18 protein-coding genes are annotated in these 19,929 nt (G+C 73.1%); 10 read left to right on the forward strand and 8 right to left on the reverse strand.

The features are described from left to right. Positions 1-2: 2 nt before the first annotated feature. Positions 3-1,499, reverse strand: coding sequence for a right-handed parallel beta-helix repeat-containing protein (locus ABD665_RS15995; RefSeq protein ID WP_204913601.1), 1,497 nt, complete (start codon positions 1,497-1,499; stop codon positions 3-5). Positions 1,500-1,733: 234 nt separating this feature from the next. Between ABD665_RS15995 and ABD665_RS16000 the strand changes: the two genes are divergently transcribed. Further along, on the forward strand, positions 1,734-2,957 hold the full coding sequence (locus ABD665_RS16000) for an MFS transporter (protein ID WP_204913602.1): 1,224 nt from the start codon (positions 1,734-1,736) through the stop codon (positions 2,955-2,957). A gap of 17 nt (positions 2,958-2,974) precedes the next feature. On the opposite strand, the gene groL is transcribed toward ABD665_RS16000, so the two are convergent. Next, the gene (gene groL / locus ABD665_RS16005) at positions 2,975-4,597 is read right to left on the reverse strand and encodes a chaperonin GroEL (protein ID WP_204913603.1); all 1,623 of its coding nucleotides are present in this window, start codon (positions 4,595-4,597) and stop codon (positions 2,975-2,977) included. A 218-nt stretch (positions 4,598-4,815) separates the two neighbouring features. Then, positions 4,816-6,114, reverse strand: a complete 1,299-nt coding sequence (locus tag ABD665_RS16010; RefSeq protein ID WP_204913604.1) for an MFS transporter — start codon at positions 6,112-6,114, stop codon at positions 4,816-4,818. Between the two features lie 160 nt (positions 6,115-6,274). On the opposite strand from ABD665_RS16010, the gene ABD665_RS16015 reads away from it, so the two are divergent. Further along, on the forward strand, positions 6,275-7,744 hold the full coding sequence (locus tag ABD665_RS16015; protein WP_344742520.1) for an MDR family MFS transporter: 1,470 nt from the start codon (positions 6,275-6,277) through the stop codon (positions 7,742-7,744). A 10-nt stretch (positions 7,745-7,754) separates the two neighbouring features. Here ABD665_RS16015 and ABD665_RS16020 read toward each other — a convergent pair whose 3' ends face one another. Further along, a complete protein-coding gene (locus ABD665_RS16020; protein ID WP_204913606.1) occupies positions 7,755-8,075 on the reverse strand; it encodes a helix-turn-helix transcriptional regulator in 321 nt (106 codons plus the stop codon). Positions 8,076-8,125: 50 nt separating this feature from the next. Between ABD665_RS16020 and ABD665_RS16025 the strand changes: the two genes are divergently transcribed. Next, the gene (locus tag ABD665_RS16025; protein ID WP_204913607.1) at positions 8,126-9,313 is read left to right on the forward strand and encodes an MFS transporter; all 1,188 of its coding nucleotides are present in this window, start codon (positions 8,126-8,128) and stop codon (positions 9,311-9,313) included. 219 nt (positions 9,314-9,532) lie between these two features. On the opposite strand, the gene ABD665_RS16030 is transcribed toward ABD665_RS16025, so the two are convergent. Then, positions 9,533-10,333: an HAD-IIA family hydrolase gene (locus ABD665_RS16030; RefSeq protein ID WP_204913608.1), complete on the reverse strand. Its 801-nt coding sequence runs from the start codon at positions 10,331-10,333 to the stop codon at positions 9,533-9,535. 72 nt (positions 10,334-10,405) lie between these two features. Between ABD665_RS16030 and ABD665_RS16035 the strand changes: the two genes are divergently transcribed. After that, positions 10,406-10,699, forward strand: a complete 294-nt coding sequence (locus ABD665_RS16035) for a hypothetical protein (RefSeq protein ID WP_204913609.1) — start codon at positions 10,406-10,408, stop codon at positions 10,697-10,699. Here ABD665_RS16035 and ABD665_RS16040 read toward each other — a convergent pair. Beyond that, positions 10,696-11,103 carry a VOC family protein gene (locus ABD665_RS16040; protein WP_344742521.1) on the reverse strand — a complete coding sequence of 136 codons (408 nt, stop codon included), beginning with the start codon at positions 11,101-11,103 and terminating at the stop codon, positions 10,696-10,698. The genes ABD665_RS16035 and ABD665_RS16040 overlap by 4 nt on opposite strands. Positions 11,104-11,176: 73 nt before the next feature. On the opposite strand from ABD665_RS16040, the gene ABD665_RS16045 reads away from it, so the two are divergent. Together ABD665_RS16045 and ABD665_RS16050 are read left to right on the forward strand one after the other, a co-directional pair. Then, complete coding sequence (locus ABD665_RS16045) at positions 11,177-11,572, forward strand: AAA family ATPase (protein ID WP_204913610.1); 396 nt, start codon at positions 11,177-11,179, stop codon at positions 11,570-11,572. Further along, entirely contained in the window at positions 11,488-12,705 is a 1,218-nt protein-coding gene (locus tag ABD665_RS16050) for an LLM class flavin-dependent oxidoreductase (RefSeq protein ID WP_204913611.1), read from the forward strand. The genes ABD665_RS16045 and ABD665_RS16050 overlap by 85 nt, the downstream gene beginning before the upstream one ends. On the opposite strand, the gene ABD665_RS16055 is transcribed toward ABD665_RS16050, so the two are convergent. Beyond that, positions 12,689-13,123: a DUF1810 family protein gene (locus tag ABD665_RS16055; RefSeq protein WP_204913612.1), complete on the reverse strand. Its 435-nt coding sequence runs from the start codon at positions 13,121-13,123 to the stop codon at positions 12,689-12,691. The genes ABD665_RS16050 and ABD665_RS16055 overlap by 17 nt on opposite strands. A gap of 27 nt (positions 13,124-13,150) precedes the next feature. Here ABD665_RS16055 and ABD665_RS16060 point away from each other — a divergent pair, with 27 nt between their 5' ends. Together ABD665_RS16060 and ABD665_RS16065 are read left to right on the forward strand one after the other, a co-directional pair. Continuing rightward, complete coding sequence (locus ABD665_RS16060; protein ID WP_344742589.1) at positions 13,151-14,659, forward strand: MFS transporter; 1,509 nt, start codon at positions 13,151-13,153, stop codon at positions 14,657-14,659. Between the two features lie 78 nt (positions 14,660-14,737). Then, positions 14,738-16,186, forward strand: coding sequence for a glucose-6-phosphate dehydrogenase (locus tag ABD665_RS16065; protein ID WP_204913614.1), 1,449 nt, complete (start codon positions 14,738-14,740; stop codon positions 16,184-16,186). A gap of 117 nt (positions 16,187-16,303) precedes the next feature. On the opposite strand, the gene ABD665_RS16070 is transcribed toward ABD665_RS16065, so the two are convergent. Continuing rightward, on the reverse strand, positions 16,304-18,355 hold the full coding sequence (locus ABD665_RS16070) for a RecQ family ATP-dependent DNA helicase (RefSeq protein ID WP_344742522.1): 2,052 nt from the start codon (positions 18,353-18,355) through the stop codon (positions 16,304-16,306). A gap of 168 nt (positions 18,356-18,523) precedes the next feature. Between ABD665_RS16070 and ABD665_RS16075 the strand changes: the two genes are divergently transcribed. Together ABD665_RS16075 and ABD665_RS16080 are read left to right on the forward strand one after the other, a co-directional pair. After that, positions 18,524-19,036 carry a pyridoxamine 5'-phosphate oxidase family protein gene (locus ABD665_RS16075; protein ID WP_204913615.1) on the forward strand — a complete coding sequence of 171 codons (513 nt, stop codon included), beginning with the start codon at positions 18,524-18,526 and terminating at the stop codon, positions 19,034-19,036. A gap of 11 nt (positions 19,037-19,047) precedes the next feature. Next, positions 19,048-19,887, forward strand: coding sequence for an oxygenase MpaB family protein (locus tag ABD665_RS16080; RefSeq protein WP_204913616.1), 840 nt, complete (start codon positions 19,048-19,050; stop codon positions 19,885-19,887). The last annotated feature ends 42 nt before the right edge of the window (positions 19,888-19,929 follow it).

Genomic DNA, 19,929 nt, shown 5'->3' on the forward strand with positions numbered 1-19,929 from the left:
GCTCAGCGCTTCGGCACCCGGAACTTCGCGAACCGGCTGTGCCGGTCCTCCCCGGTCGCCTTCCGGTAGGTCTCGAACCCCGTGTAGGTCGTGCCGAGCGACGCGAACGTCGCCTGCCTGCGGTGCCCGCCCGTCGTCCAGTACGTGTTGTGGTCCGCCTCCAGCGGCGTGCTGACGCCGTCGTCCTCGGTCCCGGGTTGCGTCCCGAGGACCGCGCGGGCGTCGTTGGTCGCCCACACGCGGTTGTGCTCGAACGTGGTGCGGGAGACGTAGTACTGGACCAGCACCTCCGGCGAACCGTCGTCGAGCTGGTTGTTGGCGTACAGGGTGTTGCGCACGAACCGGTTGTCGTGCGCGACGCCGGTCCACTCGCCCCCGCAGGCCTCGTCGCCGTTGCAGTAGCCGCCGGTGGCGATGCCGACGTACGCGCTGCGCGTGACCAGGTTGCGCGAGACGAGGACGTGGTCGGCGCTCCCCCGGGCGTTCTCGGCGGCGACCTCGATGCCGATGTCGCTGCCCGAGACGGTGTTGCGCTCGACGCGGATCGAGGTCCCGCCGTCGACGTAGATCCCGTCGGCGCAGTTGCACCACCCGCCGTCCTCGTAGTACGTCGGGTTGCCCCTGGAGACGATGTTGCGGACCGTGTTGTGGTCGATCACGCCGTTGCGCGCCCGGTTGCGGTCGGTGTAGCGGTACGGCTCGGGCAGCGTCGGCTCGTAGCCGATCGCGTCGATGCCGATGTTGTTGTTGTCGTGGATGTCGTTCCGGCTGACCCGCCAGCCGTCGACGTTGCCGTTGACCACGACGGACTCGCTCGCGCCGAGCTTCAGGTGGTCGACCTCGTTGCCCTCGATCACCAGCCCGGTGATCGGGTGCTCGACGGAGTCGCCGTAGACGGCGATCCCGTGCGCGTTCAGGTCGTAGCTGCCGAGGGTGGGGTTGTCGTTGCCCAGGTGGTGCACGTGGTTGTCGCGCAGGACGACGTCGCGGGCCGCTCCGTGGACGTAGATCCCGATCGGGACCGGGTCGAGCGCCGCCGTCCGGTAGCCGGTGATCTCCAGCCCCTCGACCGTGACGTCGCGGCTGCCGTCGATCGCGACCATCGCGCTCCGGCCGTCGGGGACGACCAGGCCGGCGCCGTCGAGGACGGGGTGCTCGTGCCGGTACGGGCGCAGGACGAGGTCGTGCGCGGACACGCCGAGGCTGATTCGCTCGTCGTAGCGCCCGCCCCGCAGCAGCACCGTCCCGCCGGCGGGGAGCCGCCGGACCGCGGCGGCGACCGTGGCCAGCGGTCGACGCGCGGTGCCCGCGGCGCGGTCGTTCCCGTCCGGAGCGACCACGAGCACGCGGGACGAGCCGTCGCGCGGGGCGGCCGACGCCGTGCCGCCCCCGAGCACGCCGAGGCCGAGCGCCACCAGCAGGACGGAGGCGAGGGCCGCGACGAGCCGTCGGGCCCGGCCCGACGGGTTCGGAGTGCGGTGGCGGGCGACGAGGTCCATGCGCTGTCCTCACGAGGTGCGGGAGTGGTCCCGCGCCGCGACGAGCCGGCCGGACCGAGGTGCGCCTCATCCTGCTGGCCCCCGTCGCGCGTGGCACCCCTTCGGCCGAGAGTGCTCACCGGCGGTGATCGCCCGACCCGGCTCGCTCACCGGCGCTGACCGGATGGCCCGCTTCGCGCAGCCGGGCTGATCACTCCTTGCCGGGGACGTGCCGCGTTCCTAGCGTGGGCCGTCGTGCCCCCGACCCGCAGCGCCCGGCGTCTGCCCGCCCTCTACGCGGCCGTCGGCGCCGGCATCGGCACCCTGCTGCCGTACCTCGTCCTCTACCTCACCTCCCGCGACCTGACCGCGACCGGGGCCGGCCTCGTGATCGGCCTGATGTCGGGCGTGGGGGTCGTGGCCATCCCGCTCTGGGGACGCCTCGCGGACGGCGACCTCGGCCTGGTCCGGACGCTCCGGCTGTCCCTCGTGCTGGCCGCGGTGGCCGCGGTGGCCCTGCTCGCCGCCGGCCGTACGGTGCCCGCGATCGTGCTCTGCGCCCTCCTGCTCGCCGCCGCCCGGGCACCCGGCGAGGCGCTGTCGGACGCCCTCACCGTCGACGTGCTGGGCGACACGGCCGACTACGGCCGCATCCGGATGTGGGCCAGCGTCGGCTTCGCGGTGGCCGTCGGCCTCTGGGGCTGGGCGCTCGGGCACACCGGGCTCGGGCTGATCCTGCTCGCCTACCCCGCCGCGCTGCTGGTCGCCGTGCTCAGCACCCGGGGGATCTCGGTGGCCACACCCGTACCCCGGCCCGGGCCCCCGGAGGGCGGGACCGCCGTACGGTCGCGCCCGCTCACCCCGCAGGTGCTGGTCCTGCTGGCCGGCGTGCTCGTGTTCGGGGTCGCGATGGCGACGACGTTCACCGTGCTCCCGCTCCGGATCGTCGACGTCGGAGGCGCGGTCCTCGTGGTCGGGGCGAGCTCGGTCGTCGGTGCCGCCGCGGAGATCCCGCTGATGCACCGGAGCGCAGACCTGGCCCGGCGGCACGGGCCGCGGGCGATCGTGCTGCTGGGCGGGCTGATGTTCGCCGTGGCCCTGGTCCTCTACGGAACCGTCTCCTCGCCCTGGGGGCTGGTGGCCGCGAGCGCCGTCCGCGGTGGCGGGTACGCCCTGGTCTACGTCGGCCTCGTCGTCCGGGTGCGTGCCGCCTTCCCACCCGGGCAGCAGGCCCGCAGCCAGGCCCTGCTGCAGACGCTCCTGATGGGGGTCGGCCCCGTGGCGGGGGCCTCGCTGGGCGGCCTCGGCTACACCCACCTCCCGGCCGCCGTGCTCTTCTGCCTCGCGGCCGTCGCGGCGCTGGGCGGCGCGCTCGCCGCGGCCGGGCCAACTACCCCCGGAACGCCAAGAGGCGGCCCCCCGGAGGGGACCGCCTCTCGTGCGTCAGGCCGTACGAGTCGTACGGGTCGTGCTGGCTGAGCTGGTCGAGCAGGGACTCAGAAGTCCATGCCGCCCATGCCGCCGTCGCCACCCGGGCCGGCCGGAGCGGCCTTCTCGGGCTTGTCGGCGATGACGGCCTCGGTGGTGAGGAAGAGGCTGGCGATCGAGGCCGCGTTCTGCAGCGCCGAGCGCGTGACCTTCACCGGGTCGATGATGCCGGTCGAGACCAGGTCGACGTACTCGCCCGTGGCCGCGTTCAGGCCGTGGCCGGCGGGGAGGTTGCGCACCTTCTCCGCCACGACGCCGCCCTCGAGGCCGGCGTTGAACGCGATCTGCTTCAGCGGGGCCGAGGCCGCGGTGAAGACGATCTGCGCGCCGATCGCCTGGTCGCCCGTGAGGTCGACCTTGGCGTCCTTGGCCGCCTGCAGCAGGCCCACGCCGCCGCCGGCGACGATGCCCTCCTCGACCGCAGCCTTGGCGTTGCGGACGGCGTCCTCGATGCGGTGCTTGCGCTCCTTGAGCTCGACCTCGGTGGCCGCGCCGACCTTGATCACCGCAACACCGCCGGCCAGCTTGGCCAGGCGCTCCTGCAGCTTCTCGCGGTCGTAGTCGGAGTCCGAGTTCTCGATCTCGGTACGGATCTGGCTGACCCGGCCCGCGATCTGGTCGGACGCGCCCGCGCCCTCGATGATCGTGGTCTCGTCCTTGGTGACGACGACCGAACGGGCCTGGCCGAGGAGCTCGACACCGACGCCGTCGAGCTTGAGGCCGACCTCCTCGGAGATGACCTGGCCACCGGTGAGGATGGCGATGTCGCCGAGCATGGCCTTGCGGCGGTCACCGAAGCCCGGGGCCTTGACGGCGACGGACTTGAAGGTGCCGCGGATCTTGTTGACGATCAGCGCGGCCAGGGCCTCGCCGTCGACGTCCTCGGCGATGACGACGAGGGGCTTGCCGGCCTGGATGACCTTCTCCAGCAGGGGCAGCAGGTCCTTGAGCGCCGAGACCTTGCCGTTGACGATCAGGACGTACGGGTCGTCGAGCACGGTCTCCATGCGCTCGGTGTCCGTGACGAAGTAGGGCGAGATGTAGCCCTTGTCGAAGCGCATGCCCTCGGTGAGCTCGAGCTCGAGCCCGAAGGTGTTGGACTCGTCGACGGTGATGACACCTTCCTTGCCGACCTTGTCCATCGCCTCGGCGATGATCTCGCCGACCGTGGTGTCACCGGCGGAGATCGACGCGGTGGCGGCGATCTGCTCCTTGGTGTCGACCTCGACGGAGGCGAGCTGCAGCTGCTCGACGATGGCCGAGACGGCCTTGTCGATGCCGCGCTTCAGGTCCATCGGGTTGGCGCCGGCGGTCACGTTGCGCAGGCCCTCGCGGACCATCGCCTGGGCCAGCACGGTGGCGGTCGTGGTGCCGTCGCCCGCGACGTCGTCCGTCTTCTTGGCGACCTCCTTGACGAGCTCCGCGCCGATCTTCTCGTACGGGTCCTCGAGGTCGATCTCCTTGGCGATGGAGACGCCGTCGTTCGTGATCGTGGGGGCGCCCCACTTCTTCTCGAGCACGACGTTGCGGCCCTTCGGGCCCAGGGTCACCTTGACGGCGTCGGCGAGCGTGTTCATGCCACGCTCCAGGCCGCGCCGGGCCTCGGTGTTGAAAGAGATGAGTTTCGGCATGTGTGGCGAATCCTCTGCTGACGGGGTGGTTCCTGCGCTGATTCCTACTCAGGGCCCGCGACGGACGGCCCATGGGGACCTCACCCGCGTAGGAATGTGGCACTCTCGCGTGCCGAGTGCTAACCCCATGTTTAGCACTCGACCAGGGCGAGTGCAAACACCTCCCACCCCTCCGCGCGCGCTCGCGCACGTGACGCGACGTCGGGCGGAGGACGCGGTCAGGGCGTGAGCTCCGCGGCCGCCTCGGCCTCGGCGACGGGCTCGCGCGGCGCCGGCCCCGGGTCGGCCGGCGGACGCCGCAGGCTGACCGAGAGCACCGCCGCCACGGCGCAGAGCGCGGCCCCGCCGAACCAGGCGTACGTGTAGGTGCCGAAGACGTCGCGGACCACCCCCGCGCCGAGGGCCGCGGCCGCCGCGCCAAGCTGGTGCGCGGCGAAGACCCAGCCGAAGACGATGGTCCCCCGCTCGCCGAAGATGCGCCGGCAGAGCGTGACCGTGGGCGGCACGGTGGCCACCCAGTCGAGCCCGTAGACCACGATGAACAGCACCATGCTCGGGTGCACGGCGTCGGCCAGCAGCCACGGCAGCAGCAGCAGGCCCACCCCGCGGAACGCGTAGTAGAGGAGCAGCAGCACGCGGGGGTCGACCCGGTCGGTGAACCAGCCCGACGCGATCGTGCCCACGATGTCGAACAGCCCGACCACGGTGAGCAGGCCGGCGGCCGTCGTCGTCGCCATGCCGTGGTCGTGGGCCGAGGGGATGAAGTGGATCCCGATCAGGCCGTTCGTCGTCGCGCCGCAGATGGCGAACGCCCCGGCCAGCGCCCAGAAGGCCCGCGTCCGGGCGGCGACCCGGAGCGCGCCGAGGGCGATGACCGCCGCGTTCTGCGTCGCGGGCGGGGGCGGCGGCAGCACGTGGTCGCCCCCGTACGGCGGCAGCCCGAGGTCGGAGGGCCGGTCGCGGAGCACCAGCACGGCCAGCGGGAGGACCGCGAGCGCGGCGGCCGCGACGACCAGCGAGGCGCCCTGCCAGCCCACGGATCCGGCCAGGTGGGCGACCACCGGCAGGAACACGAGCTGCCCGGCCGCGCCGCCGGCGGTGAGGATGCCGAGCACCAGGCCGCGGCGCCGGACGAACCAGGCGTTCGCGACGGTGGCGGCGAAGACCAGCGCCATCGAGCCCGTGCCCAGCCCGACGAGGACGCCCCAGGTGAGGGTGAGCTGCCAGGCGGCACGGACGAAGACCGACAGGCCGGCCCCGGCCGCGACGAGGACGAGCGCGACGCCGGTCACGCGACGCAGCCCGAAGCGCTGCATCAGCGCGGCCGCGAAGGGGGCGGTCAGCCCGTAGAGGACGAGGTTGACGCTGACGGCGCCCGACATCGTCACCATCGACCAGCCGAGGTCGTCGTGCAGCGGGACCATCAGCGGTCCGGGGGCGGCACGGAAGGCGGCGGCCCCGACGAGGGCCAGGAACGCCACCCCGGCCACGACCCACGCGTGGTGCAGGCGCCTCATGCCGGTCCCTCCTCGACGGTGCGCACACCGTAGGACCTGCGCGCCGGGTTCCGGGTGGATTCTCAGGAGGGCGGTGCATCCAGAACCCGAGGGACCAGGTCCGACGAGAAAGAAGCAGAGTCGGGGAATGCATACGGCTGCCCGCGGGTTGCCACGCGACGTGGCCAGTCAGACCCAGACCTCCGTCGACACGGCACCCGCGATCACGCGGGCGTCGGTCGGTCTCCGCTCCGAGCGCGGCCCCGTGCTGCTGGGCGTGATGCTCAGCATGGGGCTGATCGCCATCGACGCCACGATCCTCGCGACGGCGGTCCCCTCGGTCGTCAACGACCTCGGCGGCTTCTCGCAGTTCCCCTGGCTGTTCTCGGTCTTCCTGCTCGCGCAGGCCGTGACCGTCCCCATCTTCGCCAAGCTGAGCGACTCGTACGGCCGCAAGCCGGTGATCATCACCGGCATCGCCGTGTTCCTCGTGGCGTCCGTGCTCTGCGGCTTCGCCTGGAGCATGCCCGCGCTGATCGCGTTCCGCGCGCTGCAGGGCCTGGGCGCCGGCGCCATCCAGCCGACCTGCATGACGATCATCGGCGACATCTACAGCCTCGAGGAGCGGGCGAAGGTCCAGGGCTACGTGGCCAGCGTCTGGGCCATCTCCTCGGTCGTCGGCCCCACCCTCGGCGGCGTGTTCGTCGACTTCCTCGACTGGCGCTGGATCTTCTTCGTCAACGTCCCGCTCGCGCTGGTCGCCGGCTGGATGATCTCGCGGCACTTCCACGAGAAGGTCGAACGGGTCAGGCACAAGGTCGACGTGGCCGGCGCGGTGCTGCTGACCCTCGGCTCCTCGCTGCTCATCCTCGGGCTGCTCGAGGGCGGCGTGCTGTGGTCCTGGCTGACCGTCCCCGGCATCGGCGTCCCGGCCCTGGGCATCGCGCTGGTCGTCGCGTTCGGCTTCGTCGAGCGCCGCGCGGCCGAGCCGATCCTGCCGACGTGGGTCCTCAAGAACCGGCTGCTCATCACCACCAGCTTCGCGAGCCTGGCCGTCGGCGCCGTGCTCATCGGCCTCACGTCGTACGTCCCCCTCTACGCGCAGAGCGTGCTCGGTCAGAGCGCGCTGGTCGCGGGCTTCGCGCTCGCCGCCCTGACCCTCGGCTGGCCGATCTCCGCGTCGTTCGCGGGGCGGATCTACCTGCGGATCGGCTTCCGCTCGACCGCGCTCATCGGCACCGTCGTCGCGGTGGTCGGCGTCGCCGGGCTCACCCTGCTGCGTCCCACCAGCTCGATCTGGCAGGTCGGCGTGACCTGCTTCGTGATCGGCCTCGGCATGGGCCTCGTCGCCGCGCCCACGCTGATCGCGGCGCAGTCCTCGGTCGGCTGGAGCGTCCGGGGCGTCGTCACCGGCACCTCGATGTTCGCCCGCTCGATGGGCAGCGCGCTCGGCATCGCCGTCTTCGGCGCGATCGCCAACGCCGGGCTCGGCAACCACGTCGGCGGCGGGAACGCCACCACCGCGAGCGCCATCGCCCCCTCGCTGATGGCCACCGCGCTGCAGCACGTCTTCCTGGCCTCCGCGGTCGGGGCCGTCGGCATGCTGCTGGCCGTGCTCCTCATGCCCCGCAAGGTCGAGACGGTCGCCTGAGCGGCGACGTTCAGGAGACGGGGTCGTGACCGGCGACGAGGGCGTCGACAAGCCCGGGGAACCGCTCGTCGAGCTCCGCGCGACGCAGCTGGATGGCGTGGCTCCGGCCGGTCACGGTCGTGCGGGTCAGCCCCGCCAGGCGGAGCGTCTTGTAGTGGTGGGCCATCGTCGACTTGTTGACCTCGAAGGCCCACGCCTCCTCGGACTTGGCGTGCGGCAGCCCGTCGGCCAGGTCGCGCACGATCTGCAGCCGGATCGGGTCGGCCACAGCGCCGAGCACGGTCACCAGACGCACGTCGGCCATGTCGGGCACGGGGTAGCGGTCGTCCATCGGTCCTCAATTGTTCGATGGTCATCGAACTATCTGCTAGCGTCCTCGGTATGACGACGATCGAACCATCGTACGGACGCGCCCGTACGGCCGCACGCCTCGCGCTCCTCGCCGCCGGCCTGTTCGTCGTCGGCACCAACGCCTTCGTCATCGCCGGGGTGCTGCCCGCCATCGCGACCGACCTCGGCGCGACGCAGACCGGCGTGGCGTCCTCCATCACCTGGTACGCCGCGGTCGTCGCCGTCGCGTCGCCCCTCGTCCCCGTCCTGGTCCCCCGCGCCCCGCGCCGGCTCCTGATCGCCGTCGGCCTGCTGCTCGTCGCCGCCGGCACCGTCGTCGCGGCCCTGGCCCCCGGGCTGGACGTGTTCGTCGCCGGCCGGGTGCTCGCGGCGCTCGGCGGCGCCGCGCTCGTCCCGACGGCCACCGCCGCCGCACCCACGCTGCTGCCGCCCGAGAAGCGCGGCACGGCGCTCGCCGCCACCGGGCTCGGGTTCACGCTGGCCTCGGCGGTCGGCTCGCCCGCGGGCACGGCGCTGGCCGCCGCCGTCGGCTGGCGCGCCACCCTGCTGACCGTCGCCGGCCTCGCCCTCGTGCTCGCCGTCGCGGTGGCCCTCGGGCTGGGCCACCTCCCGCTGGGAGCCCCGAGCAGCATGGCCCGCCGCGTCGGCGTGCTGCGCGACCGGCGCGTCGTGCTCGTGCTCGCGGCGACCGCGCTCGTCACGACCGGCTTCAACGTCGTCTACATCTTCAGCGCCCAGCTCACCCACGACGCGACCGGCGGCGACGGCCGATTGCTCGCCCTGCTCCTGCTGCTCTACGGCATCGGCGGCGTGGTCGGCACCGCGCTCGCCGGGCCGGTCACCGACCGCGTCGGCAGCCGGGCGACCGCCGCCGTCGCGACCGCCGCCCTGGTCACGGTGTTCGTGCTCCTCGCGGTGGAGCAGCGCTCGTTCGTCGCCCTCGCCGTGCTGTTCGGGGTCTGGGGCGTCGTCGCCTTCGGCGCCGTCGTGCCCCTCCAGCACCGCCTCGTGGCGATCGACCCGGCCACCGCGGGCCTGACCCTCGGCTGGTACTCGACCGCGATGTACGTCGGCATCGCCGTCGCCCCGCTCCTCGGCGCCGCCGCCCTCGCCGGGGGTTCGGTGGAGCTCCCCCTCGCCGGTGCCGCCGTCACCGCCCTCGCCCTCGCCGCCTTCCAACTCGGCTACCTCCCCCGCCGTACGGTCGCCCCGGCCTGAGCTCGCGCCTCGGCTGCCTCCTGCGCCCCGGCGCTCCGACCACTGGTCGATTGGGGGCCTCCAGAACCTCCCCGCAGCCCCGAAGTGACCACTGGTCACTCGGGAGCCTCCCCCTCACACCCAAAGTGACCACTGGTCACCTGGAGGCTTCCGAAACCTGCCTCTCACCTCGGGAGTGACCACTGGTCACCCGGAGCCGGGGCGTACGGGCGGGGTCCGTCAGGGCTTTGGGGCCAGCTCGGCGACGAGCGGGACGACGTCGGCGATGGAGTCCTCGACGCGGGTCGGGCGGTAGGGGTACTGCTCGATCTGGCTGCGCTTCGTCGACCCGGTGAGCACGAGGATCGTGCGCAGGCCCGCCTCCATCCCCGCGATCACGTCCGTGTCCATGCGGTCGCCGATCATGACGGTGGTCTCGGAGTGCGCCTCGATGCGGTTCAGCGCCGAGCGCATCATCAGCGGGTTGGGCTTGCCGACGAAGTAGGGCTTGACCCCCGTCGCCTGCCGGATCATCGCCGCCACCGAACCGGTCGCCGGCAGCGAGCCCTCGGGCGACGGGCCGGTGACGTCCGGGTTCGTCGCGATGAACCGGGCCCCGCGCTCGATCAGCCGGATCGCCCGCGTGATGGCCTCGAACGAGTACGTCCGGGTCTCACCGAGCACCACGTAGTCCGGGTCGCGCTCGGTCATCACGAAGCCGGCCTCGTGCAGGGCCGACGTCAGCCCGGTCTCCCCGATCACGTACGCCGAACCGCCCGGGATCTGCTCGCTCAGGAACTGCGCGGTCGCCAGCGCCGAGGTCCAGATCGCCGCCTCGGGCACGTCGATGCCGCTGCGCAGCAGCCGCGCCCGCAGGTCGCGCGCGGTGTAGATCGAGTTGTTCGTCAGCACGAGGAAGCGCCGGCCGTGCTCCTGCAGGGCCGCGATGAAGTCGGCCGCCCCCGGCAGCGGCTGCTCCTCGTGCACCAGGACGCCGTCCATGTCGGTCAGCCAGCAGGACACGTGGTGACGTTCGGTCATGGGTCCAGGCTGGCAGCCCGCCGCGCTCGGCGACGGGCGGGTCTTGGCCCGTCTCCTTACCCTGGAGACGTCATGCGCGCCTCCGTCCTCCGCCGCCTCCGGCTCGGCCTCCCCGCCGTCGCCGTGCTCGCGGCCGCGCTGGCGGCGTGCGGCGAACCCGCCCCGGCCCCCGAGGCACCAGTCCCGAGCGCCTCGTCCGCCGGCACCCCGACGCCCGGCGTCCCGCAGCCGGCGCCGACCTCGCCGACCCCGTCCGCGCTCGTCCCGCCCGTCGAGGGCAGCACGGGGACCGACGGCCTTACCGTGCGCTACCTCGACACCGACGGCGGCGTGAAGACGGTCCGCGTGGAGGACTTCCCCCGCTAGCCCTCCTCGACGTAGAGGCAGAAGGGGTGCCCGTCCGGGTCCAGGCAGACGCGGACGTCCTCCTGCGGCTGGAAGCGGGCCAGGCGGGCGCCGCACTCCTGCGCCCACGCGACCGCGGCCGTCAGGTCGTCGACCTGCACGTCGAGGTGGACCATCATCGCCTGGTCGCCGGGACCGGCCGGCCAGACCGGGGGCACGTACTCGGCCTCGCGCTGGAAGCTCAGCCCCGCTCCGCCGGCCGGGTCGAGCAGCACCACCCACTCCGGGTGCTCGGAGCGGTACGGCCAGCCGAGCAGCCGGGCGTAGAACCGGCCCAGCGCGACGGGGTCCGGGGTGCCGAGCACCACCCCGCGCAGCCGCAGCGCCGCGCGACCGGCTCCTGCGTCGTCGTCGTCGTCGACCACGTCCGTGCTCCGCTCGTCGGGGCCGGCGCCGGCGGCCGACCCGGGTGACGCGGATGCTGCCAGACTCGGGGACGTGGAGGAAGCGGCACCGGTCTGGCCGGGACCCGCCCTGGTCGTCCTGGCGGGCGCGGCCGGCTCCGGCAAGTCGACCTGGGCCGCGCAGCGCTACCGGGCCAGCGAGATCGTGTCCTCCGACGCCCTCCGCGCCGCGGTCGGCAGCGGCCCGTACGACCTCGACGCCTCCGAGGACGCCTTCGCCCTGCTCGACCAGATCGTCGCCGCCCGCCTGCGCCGCGGGCTGACCACCGTCGTCGACACGCTCGGCCTCGACCCACGCCGGCGGGTCCACCACCTCGCGGGGCTCGCGAGGCGGGCCTGCCCGCGGTGCTGGTCGTCCTCGACACCCCGCCCGCGCTCACCCGCTCCCGGAACGGCGCCCGCGACCGTCCGGTGCCCGCCCGCGTCCTGACCGAGCAGCTCCGCCGGGTCCGGGCCCTGGTCGAGCGGCACGACCCGACCCGCTGGGCCCCCGACGGCACGGAGGACGAGGAGCGCTGGGACGCCGTCGTCCTCGAGCAGGCCGACGAGCCCGACCGCGGGCAGGTGGCCGGAACGCCGCTGTCCCCCGCCGCCCTCCCGGAACCGGCCGTACCGGTGCACGGCGGACCGCGGGTCGTGCTGCAGGTGTCCCGGTTCCCCTGGGGCGAGGGCGTGGGCGACCCCACGCGCTGGCTCACCGACCTCGTCCGCGCGGCCGACGCCATCGGGCTCGACGGGATCGCCCTCATGGACCACCTCGTGCAGATCCCCCAGGTCGACCGCGCCTGGGAGCCGATCCCCGAGCCGTACGTGGCGCTCGGCCTGCTCGCCGGGCTCGACACCCGCCTGCGGCTCGGGACGCTCGTCTCCCCGGCCACCTTCCGGGCGCCGGGGATCTTGGCCAAGGCGGTCGCCACGCTCGACACCCTCAGCGGGGGCCGGGCGTTCTGCGGACTGGGCGCCGGGTGGTGGCTGCGCGAGCACCAGACCTTCGGGCTCGACTTCCCGCCCGCGCCGGCCCGGCTCGCCCAGCTGCAGGTGACGATCGAGACGCTGCGCGCGCTGTGGGCGCCGGGGACCAAGGCGTACGCCGGCCGCTACGTGCACCTGCCCGAGACCACCTGCTACCCCCGTCCGGTCGGGCGGGTGCCGATCGTCGTCGGCGGTTCCGGGGACCGGCTGCTCCGGGTCGTCGCCGAGCAGGCCGACGCGTGGAACCTGCCCAGCTCCGACGCCGCCCGCCTCGCCCGCCGGCTGGCCGTGCTGCGCGGCCACTGCGCCGACCTCGGGCGCGACCCGGACGAGGTGGAGGTGACCGTCCTCGACGTCCCCGTCCTCGGGACCGACCGCGAGGACGTCGCCCGGCGGGTGGAGCGGCTGCGCGGCCGCATCCCGGCCACCGCCTTCGCCCGGCAACGCCACGCGGCGACGGCGGCCGACCACGCGACCCGCTACCGCGAGCTGGCCGACGCGGGCGTCGGCACCGTGTTCGTGGCGCTGCCCGACCTCGTCGACGCCGACGACCTGCGCCGGCTCGAGCCGGTGCTCAGCCGGCTCGGCTGAGCAGGGCGTCCGTCCGCTCGTCGGCCTCGCCGCCGTAGAAGACGTCGAGCACCTCGGCGAAGGCGGGCTCCTCCGGGGCGGCCCGCGCGAACAGGGTCATCGACGACCGCAGCTTCAGCGCGTCGATCCCGCCGAAGACCTGCTCGGCGGTCCGGTCCGCGTGGCCGAGCACCGCCGCCGTGCACTCGCGCAGCCGCGGCCCGAGCACGGGGTGGGCGAGGTAGTCGCGCGCCTCCTGCAGGGAGGTGATCGCGTACGCCTGCGCCGTCGCGCTCCGGCCGAGGCCGGCGAGCTGCGGGAAGACGAACCACATCCAGTGCGACGTCTTGCGCCCGGCGCGCAGCTCCCGCAGCGCCTGCGCGTACGTCCCGCGCGCGTCCTGCGCCTCGACGAACCGTTCGAGTCCTGATTCGCGCATCCATGACCTCCCGGTGCCGGGTACAACCTGTTCGTGACCTCTGCGCCCACGTCCGACCCGACGCGCACCCGCGAGCAGGACCAGGAACGCTCGCGCTGGCGGGCCCTGGCCGTCGTGATGGCGGCCGGCGCGATGACGCTGCTCGACGTCAGCATCGTCAACGTGGCCCTCCCGACGCTACGCGTGGGGCTGAACGCCGACGACAGCGACGTGCAGTGGATCGTCGCCGGCTACGCCCTCGCCTTCGGCGTGGCCCTCGTGCCGATGGGCCGGCTCGGCGACGCCCGCAGCCGGCGGACGGTCTTCATGATCGGTGTCGCCCTGTTCACGCTCTCCAGCGCCGCCGCCGGTGCGGCCCCCACCCCGTGGGTGATCTCGATCGCCCGCGTCGTCCAGGGCTTCGGCGGCGGCATCATCACCCCTCAGGTCTCCGGCTTCATCCAGAACCTCTTCCAGGGCCGGGACCGGGCCAAGGCCTTCTCGATCTTCGGCGCCACCATCGGCCTGTCCACCGCCATCGGGCCGCTGCTCGGCGGGCTGCTCGTGGCCCTGGGCGGCGAGTCGTACGGCTGGCGCCTCGTCTTCTACGTGAACGTCCCGATCGGCATCGCGATCATCCTGGTCGCCCGCAAGCTCCTGCCGGCGTCCGCGCCGAGCAAGGGGCGGCAGAGCCTCGACCCGGTGGGCGTCCTGCTCTTCGCCGTCGCCGTGGTCCTCGTGCTCTACCCGCTCGTGGAGGGCGGGCAGGGCGAGCCGCTGTCCGCCCGGCCGTGGTGGCTGCTCGGGGTGGCCGCCGCCCTCGGGCTCGCGTTCGTGCTGTGGGAGCGCCTGTGGCGCCGCCGCGGCAAGGAGACGCTCATCGACCTCGACCTGCTCAAGGTGCCCGCGTACGTCTTCGGCCTGAGCCTCGGCACCTTCTACTTCGCGGGCTTCACCGCGATCTTCCTGGTCACGACGCTCTACCTGCAGGTGGGCCTGCACTACACGGCCCTGCAGGCCGGGCTGACGACGACGCCGTTCGCGGTCGGTGCGGCCGTCTCCGCCCTGGTCAGCGGGCGTCTGGTCGAGCGACTCGGCCGGTGGCTCGCCGTCATCGGGCTCGTGATGATCAGCGCGGGCCTGGTGCTCATCGACCTGCTCGTCCCGCACCTGTCCGGGATGGTCGGGGTCAAGCTGGCGCCCGCCTTCCTGCTCGCCGGACTGGGCGGCGGTCTCGTCGTCACCCCGAACGTCACCCTCACGCTGGCGGAGGTCGACCCGGTGCACGCGGGTTCCGGGGGCGGCATGCTGCAGACCGCGCAGCGGGTGGGCTCGGCGATCGGCGTGGCCGTGATCCTGGCGCAGTTCTTCGCGGCGCTGGCCAGCACGAAGGGCGACTACGCCGAGGCGCTGTCGATGGCGCTGCGCACCACGATCGCCTTCATCGGCGTCGCGCTGGTGTTCGCGGTCGCCGACCTGCTGCGCCGCACGGGCCACGACCGGCACCCGGAACCCCAGCACGCGGCGCCCGACCCGGAGCCCCGGCACGCCGCCTGACGCGGGTGGTACCAGCAGGGCCTGTCTCAACGTGAGGCCCCGCACCCGCGGCCGACGGCAGCGGGAGAGAATCAGACCGTGCCTGATTCCGCCAACGCGCAGCAGTCCGACGACGTCCAGCAGCCGGACCCCATCGACGACCCGACCGCGATCATCCTCTACGGCGGGACGGGCGACCTCGCCAAGCGGATGGTGCTCCCCGCCATCTACGAGCTCTTCACCCGAGGGCTGCTCCCGGACCAGTTCCGCCTCATCGGCAACGGGCGCGGCGACGTGTCGGCCGAGGAGTTCGCGAAGCACATCCGCGACTCTCTGACCGAGTTCTCCTCGGCGCCCGACGACGACGAGTTCGCAGAGTTCGCCAAGAACGTGTCCTTCGCGGGCGGCGGCTTCCGCGAGGACGACCCGGGCACCCTGCTCGACGCGATCAAGCAGCTGGAGGAGGAGCTGGGCCACAAGGTCCAGCTCGTCCACTACCTGTCGCTGCCGCCGGTGGCCTTCGAGCCGACCACGAAGGCGATCAAGGCGCACGGCCTGAACTACGACACCGCCAAGGCCGTCTACGAGAAGCCGTACGGCACGTCCCTGGAGAGCTTCCACGCCCTCGACGACCTCGTGCACAGCGCCTTCGACGAGGAGCAGATCTACCGGATCGACCACTTCCTCGGGAAGGAGGCGACGCAGAACCTCTACCTCACCCGGTTCGCGAACCGCCTCTTCGGCGACGTCTGGAACCGCCGGCACATCGCCCAGGTGCAGATCGACGTCCCCGAGACCCTCGACATCGCCGACCGCGCCGACTTCTACGACGCGACCGGCGCGATGCTCGACATGCTCGCGACCCACCTCTTCCAGGTCGCGGCCGAGGTCGCCCTCGAGCCGCCGCTGAGCATGGACCCCGAGGACGTGCAGGCCGCCCGCGAGTCGGTCATCGCCGCGTTCCGCCCGCTCGACCCGAAGGAGGTCGTGCTCGGTCAGTACGCCAGCTACCTCGACACCGAGGGCGTCGAGAAGGACTCGAAGACCGAGACCTTCGCCGCCGCGCGGCTGTGGATCGACACCGACCGCTGGCGCGGGGTGCCCTTCCTGCTGCGCACCGGCAAGATGATGAAGGAGAGCGCGCAGAAGGTCAGCCTGATCTTCAAGCCCTCCGACGGCCCGCTGGACCACATCCACCCGGACGCGAACGCGATCGTCTTCGACCTCAAGGGCAACGGCGCGATCGACATCCGCCTCACGGTCAAGAAGCCGGGTCCCGACCCGCTGCCGGCCGAGAGCGCGACCTCGCTCAGCCTCGCGAACGTCGCCCCCGGCTCGATGGCGCCCTACACCTCGCTGATCCACGACGTCCTCTCCGGCAACCGGATGCTCTTCACCAGCTCCACCGGCCTGGAGTCCGCCTTCCAGGCGTTCCAGCCGATGCTCACCGACGCCCGTCCCCAGGTCGAGATCTACGACGACCACTCGTGGGGCCCGCCGTCGGCCAAGGAGCTCACCGGCCCCTGCGGCTGGCTCCTCGGGGACTGAGCCTCACCACCACCCAGCGCTCACCCCGCGAGCGGTACCCCTTCCCGGTCCTCGACCACTCGAGACCGGGAAGAGGTACCGCTCGCGGCCGTTTCAGGGGATGAGGACGCGCGGGCGCTAGGGCAGCTGGTGGAGGGCGAGGGGCAGCACGCGCGTCGCCCCGGCGTCGGCGAGCAGGGCCCCGGCGACGGTGAGCGTCCAGCGGCTGCGGATGGTGTCGTCCACGAGCAGCACCGGCCCGTCGAACGTCACGCCCTCACGGACCCGCGTCCGCATGGTCAGGTCCTTCACCCGGGCCGACGAGCTGGCGTCGACGGCCGGCAGCGGTCCCCCGACCTCCAGGGCGTCGACGAACGGCAGGCGCCCGATCCGGGCCAGGTGCTCGGCCACCGAGGTGACGAGCCGCGGGAACCGGCGTGACGGCATCGCCACCACCGCGACCGGGCGCTGCCACGTCTTCGACCAGCGCTTGAGCACCTCGACGCAGCCCTCGAGCACGACCGGCGGGGCCGCCTCGTCGGTGCGCCACAGCCGAGCCAGCTCGGTGCTCCAGGCCGGGTCGTCGGCGAACGCCAGCGCGCGGCCCGGCTCGAGGAACCCGATCTTGCCCTTGCGCTCGACCCCGCTCGGCCACAGCTTGCGCGGCTCCACGATCACGTCCTGACCGCGGAAGAACGTCCGGGCCGCGGCCACCGACTCCTCCGACGGGCGGGCGCCCGGGGCGGGCAGTCGCCCGGTGCAGACCGAGCAGCGCCCGCAGCGGTGCGGGTCGGGGTCGTCGAGGGCCAGCTGCAGGAACTGCATCAGGCAGCCCTCGCCGTGGGCGTACGAGCGCATCAGGTCCGCCTCGGCGGCCCGGACCTGCCGCAGCGCCGACCACTTGGCCTCGTCGTAGTACCAGCCCTTGCCGGTGGCCACCCACCCGCCGGCTCGACGCTCGACCGCCTCGTCGACGGCGAGGATCTTGAGCAGGCCCTCCAGCCGGCCCCTGCGCATCCCCGTCGCCGACTCGATGGTCGGCAGCGACTGCGCCTCCGCGCCGAGGACGTCCAGCACCCGCTCGACCTGCTGCTCGTCCGGGATGCCAGCGGTCGCGAAGTAGTCCCAGATCCGCTCGTCTGACTCGGCCGGCACGAGGACGGCCACCGCGTCGTCCAGCGCACGACCCGCACGGCCGACCTGCTGGTAGTAGGCGACGGGCGAGCTCGGCGAACCCAGGTGGATGCAGAAGGCCAGGTCCGGCTTGTCGTAGCCCATGCCGAGCGCGGAGGTGGCGACCAGCGCCTTGACCTTGTTGTCCCGGAGCCGGTCCTCGAGCTGCTCGCGGTCCTGGCTCTGCCCGGAGTAGGGCGCGACGTCCAGCCCCTGCTCGGTCAGGAACGCCGATACCCGCTGCGTCTCCGCGACCGTCAGGACGTAGACGATGCCCGAGCCCGGCAGGGTGCGCAGCGCCTCTGCGACCCAGGCGTACCGCTCCAGCACCGACATCGACGGCACCACCGAGAGCGTCAAGGAGGCACGGGCCAGCGACCCGCGGAGCGTCACGGTGTCGTCGCCGAGCTGCGCCGCGACGTCGGCGGTGACCCGCTCGTTGGCCGTCGCGGTGGTCGCCAGCACGGGCGTCCCCGGGGCGAGGCCGAGCATGCTGCGGGTGAGCCGCTGGTAGTCCGGCCGGAAGTCGAAGCCCCAGTCGGAGACGCAGTGCGCCTCGTCGATCACGAGCATGCCGACCGAGCTGAGCAGGTCGGGCAGCTGGGCGGCGAAGGCCGGGTTGGAGAGCCGCTCGGGCGAGATGAGCAGCACGTCGATGGTCCCCGCCCGCACGTCGGTCAGGACCTGTGCCCACGCGTCGAGGTTCGTCGAGTTGATCGTCGCGGCCTTGAGCCCCGCCCGCTCCGCGGCCGCGATCTGGTCGCGCATCAGCGCCAGCAGCGGGGAGACCACGAGCGTCGGCCCGGCGCCCTGCTCGCGCAGCGCAGCCGTCGCGGCCCAGTAGACGGCGGACTTGCCCCAGCCCGTGGCCTGCACGACGAGCACCCGGCGGTGCCGGACGACGAGCTCCTCGACCGCGCGCACCTGGTCGGCGCGGGGGCGCGCGTCGGGACCGGCCATCGCCGCGATCACGCGTTCGAGGACCTGGGCCGCGCTGCTCGTCGTCATCGTGCTCATGCTTCCATCCTGGTCGGCGTGCGCCGAACCAGCCGCCCGTCGCCGCGCCTGTGGACGGCGCCGCGGCCGAGGTGCAGGCCCTGTGGACGACCGGCACGCCGGGTGGACCTGTGAGTAGACCGAGAAGTCCGGCTCCGAGGCGTCCGCGCGCGCCCGCGCGCTGAATCAATGAACGTGACTTCTGACCACGACACGTCCGCCAGCCCCGCCAAGGTCGCGGACCTCGCCTCCGACATCAAGTTCGCCATGCTCACCACCGTCGACGCCGACGGCGAGCTCGTCAGCCGGCCGATGGCCCACCAGGAGGTGGAGGCCGACGGCGACCTCTGGTTCTTCTCCTCGCGCGACTCCCGCAAGGTCGAGCACGTCCGCAGCAACCCGCACGTCGCGGTGACGCTGGCCTCCAGCAGCACCTGGGTCTCGATCAACGGCTCGGCCGCGGTCGTGGACGACGTCGAGAAGGCCAAGGAGCTGTGGTCGGTCGACATGGAGGCCTGGTTCCCGCAGGGTCCCGAGGACCCGTCGATCGTGCTGATCAAGGTCAGCGGCGAGACCGCCGAGTACTGGGACGGCCCGGGCGGCCGCGTCTCCTCGGTCCTGAGCCTGGCCAAGTCCAAGCTCACCGGCCAGCGCTACTCCGGCGGGGAGAACGAGAAGGTCGACCTGGGGACGGCCGACTAGTGGTGGTCGCGATGGTCGAGGAACGCGCCGACGCCGGACTCTACGGCCCGGACTCCGTGACGTGGCGGATCCACGGCAACCAGTCGATGGCGCTGGCCGGGTTCCGTGCGCTGTCGCTGCAGGCGGTGCACCCGCTCGTGATGGCCGGCTTCAACGACAACACGGTCTGGTTCGACGACATGTGGGGCCGGCTCCAGCGGACGGGCGACTGGGTGGCCACGGTCACCTACGGCACGACCGCCGAGGCCGAGAAGGCCGGCCGGGTCCTGCGGCGCATCCACGCCGCGCTCCCGCCGGGCGTCGAGCCCGAGTCGGGGCTCCCCTACCGCGTCGACGACCCCGAGCTGCTGCGCTGGGTGCACGTGACCGAGACCGAGTCGTTCCTGTCGACCTACCGGCGCTGCGGCGGGATCCTCCGTCCGGGCGAGGGCGACCAGTACGTCGACGAGATGCGCGCGAGCGCCGAGCTCGTCGGGCTCGAGCGGCACACGGTTCCCGCCTCCGAGGCGGACATCGAGGACTACTACGCGTACGTCCGTCCGCAGCTGCGCGTGTCGCAGGTGGCCCGGCGGAACACGCTGAAGTTCATGCTGCCGCCGATGCCCCGCTGGGTCCGTCTCGGCACCCCCGCCCGACCGGCCTGGGCCGGGATGGTGGGCCTCGGCCTCGCCATGCTCCCGCCGTGGGCGCGACGCCTCTACGGGCTCCCGGGCCTGCCGACGACCGACCTGCTGGCCACGGCCAACGGGTACGCCGTGCGCCGCGTCCTGTCCACCGTGCCGCTCGTGATCACGAGCAACCCGGCGTACGGGCGGGCGCTGCGGCGGACCCGAGGGCCCGTCGCTGCCTGAGGGTTGAGGACGTGTCTCCCCGCTCCACCGGGCGCAGGCGGG

The organism is Microlunatus spumicola, from assembly GCF_039536445.1.
GTDB lineage: Bacteria > Actinomycetota > Actinomycetes > Propionibacteriales > Propionibacteriaceae > Microlunatus > Microlunatus spumicola.

Coding starts and splice junctions, on each gene's coding strand:
- ABD665_RS16055 (WP_204913612.1), bottom strand. CDS start 13,123: ATGCGCGAATCAGGACTCGAACGGTTCGTCGAGGCGCAGGACGCGCGC.
- ABD665_RS16020 (WP_204913606.1), bottom strand. CDS start 8,075: ATGGACGACCGCTACCCCGTGCCCGACATGGCCGACGTGCGTCTGGTG.
- ABD665_RS15995 (WP_204913601.1), bottom strand. CDS start 1,499: ATGGACCTCGTCGCCCGCCACCGCACTCCGAACCCGTCGGGCCGGGCC.
- ABD665_RS16030 (WP_204913608.1), bottom strand. CDS start 10,333: ATGACCGAACGTCACCACGTGTCCTGCTGGCTGACCGACATGGACGGC.
- ABD665_RS16010 (WP_204913604.1), bottom strand. CDS start 6,114: ATGAGGCGCCTGCACCACGCGTGGGTCGTGGCCGGGGTGGCGTTCCTG.
- ABD665_RS16080 (WP_204913616.1), top strand. CDS start 19,048: ATGGTCGAGGAACGCGCCGACGCCGGACTCTACGGCCCGGACTCCGTG.
- ABD665_RS16070 (WP_344742522.1), bottom strand. CDS start 18,355: ATGAGCACGATGACGACGAGCAGCGCGGCCCAGGTCCTCGAACGCGTG.
- ABD665_RS16075 (WP_204913615.1), top strand. CDS start 18,524: ATGAACGTGACTTCTGACCACGACACGTCCGCCAGCCCCGCCAAGGTC.
- ABD665_RS16025 (WP_204913607.1), top strand. CDS start 8,126: ATGACGACGATCGAACCATCGTACGGACGCGCCCGTACGGCCGCACGC.
- groL (WP_204913603.1), bottom strand. CDS start 4,597: ATGCCGAAACTCATCTCTTTCAACACCGAGGCCCGGCGCGGCCTGGAG.
- ABD665_RS16035 (WP_204913609.1), top strand. CDS start 10,406: ATGCGCGCCTCCGTCCTCCGCCGCCTCCGGCTCGGCCTCCCCGCCGTC.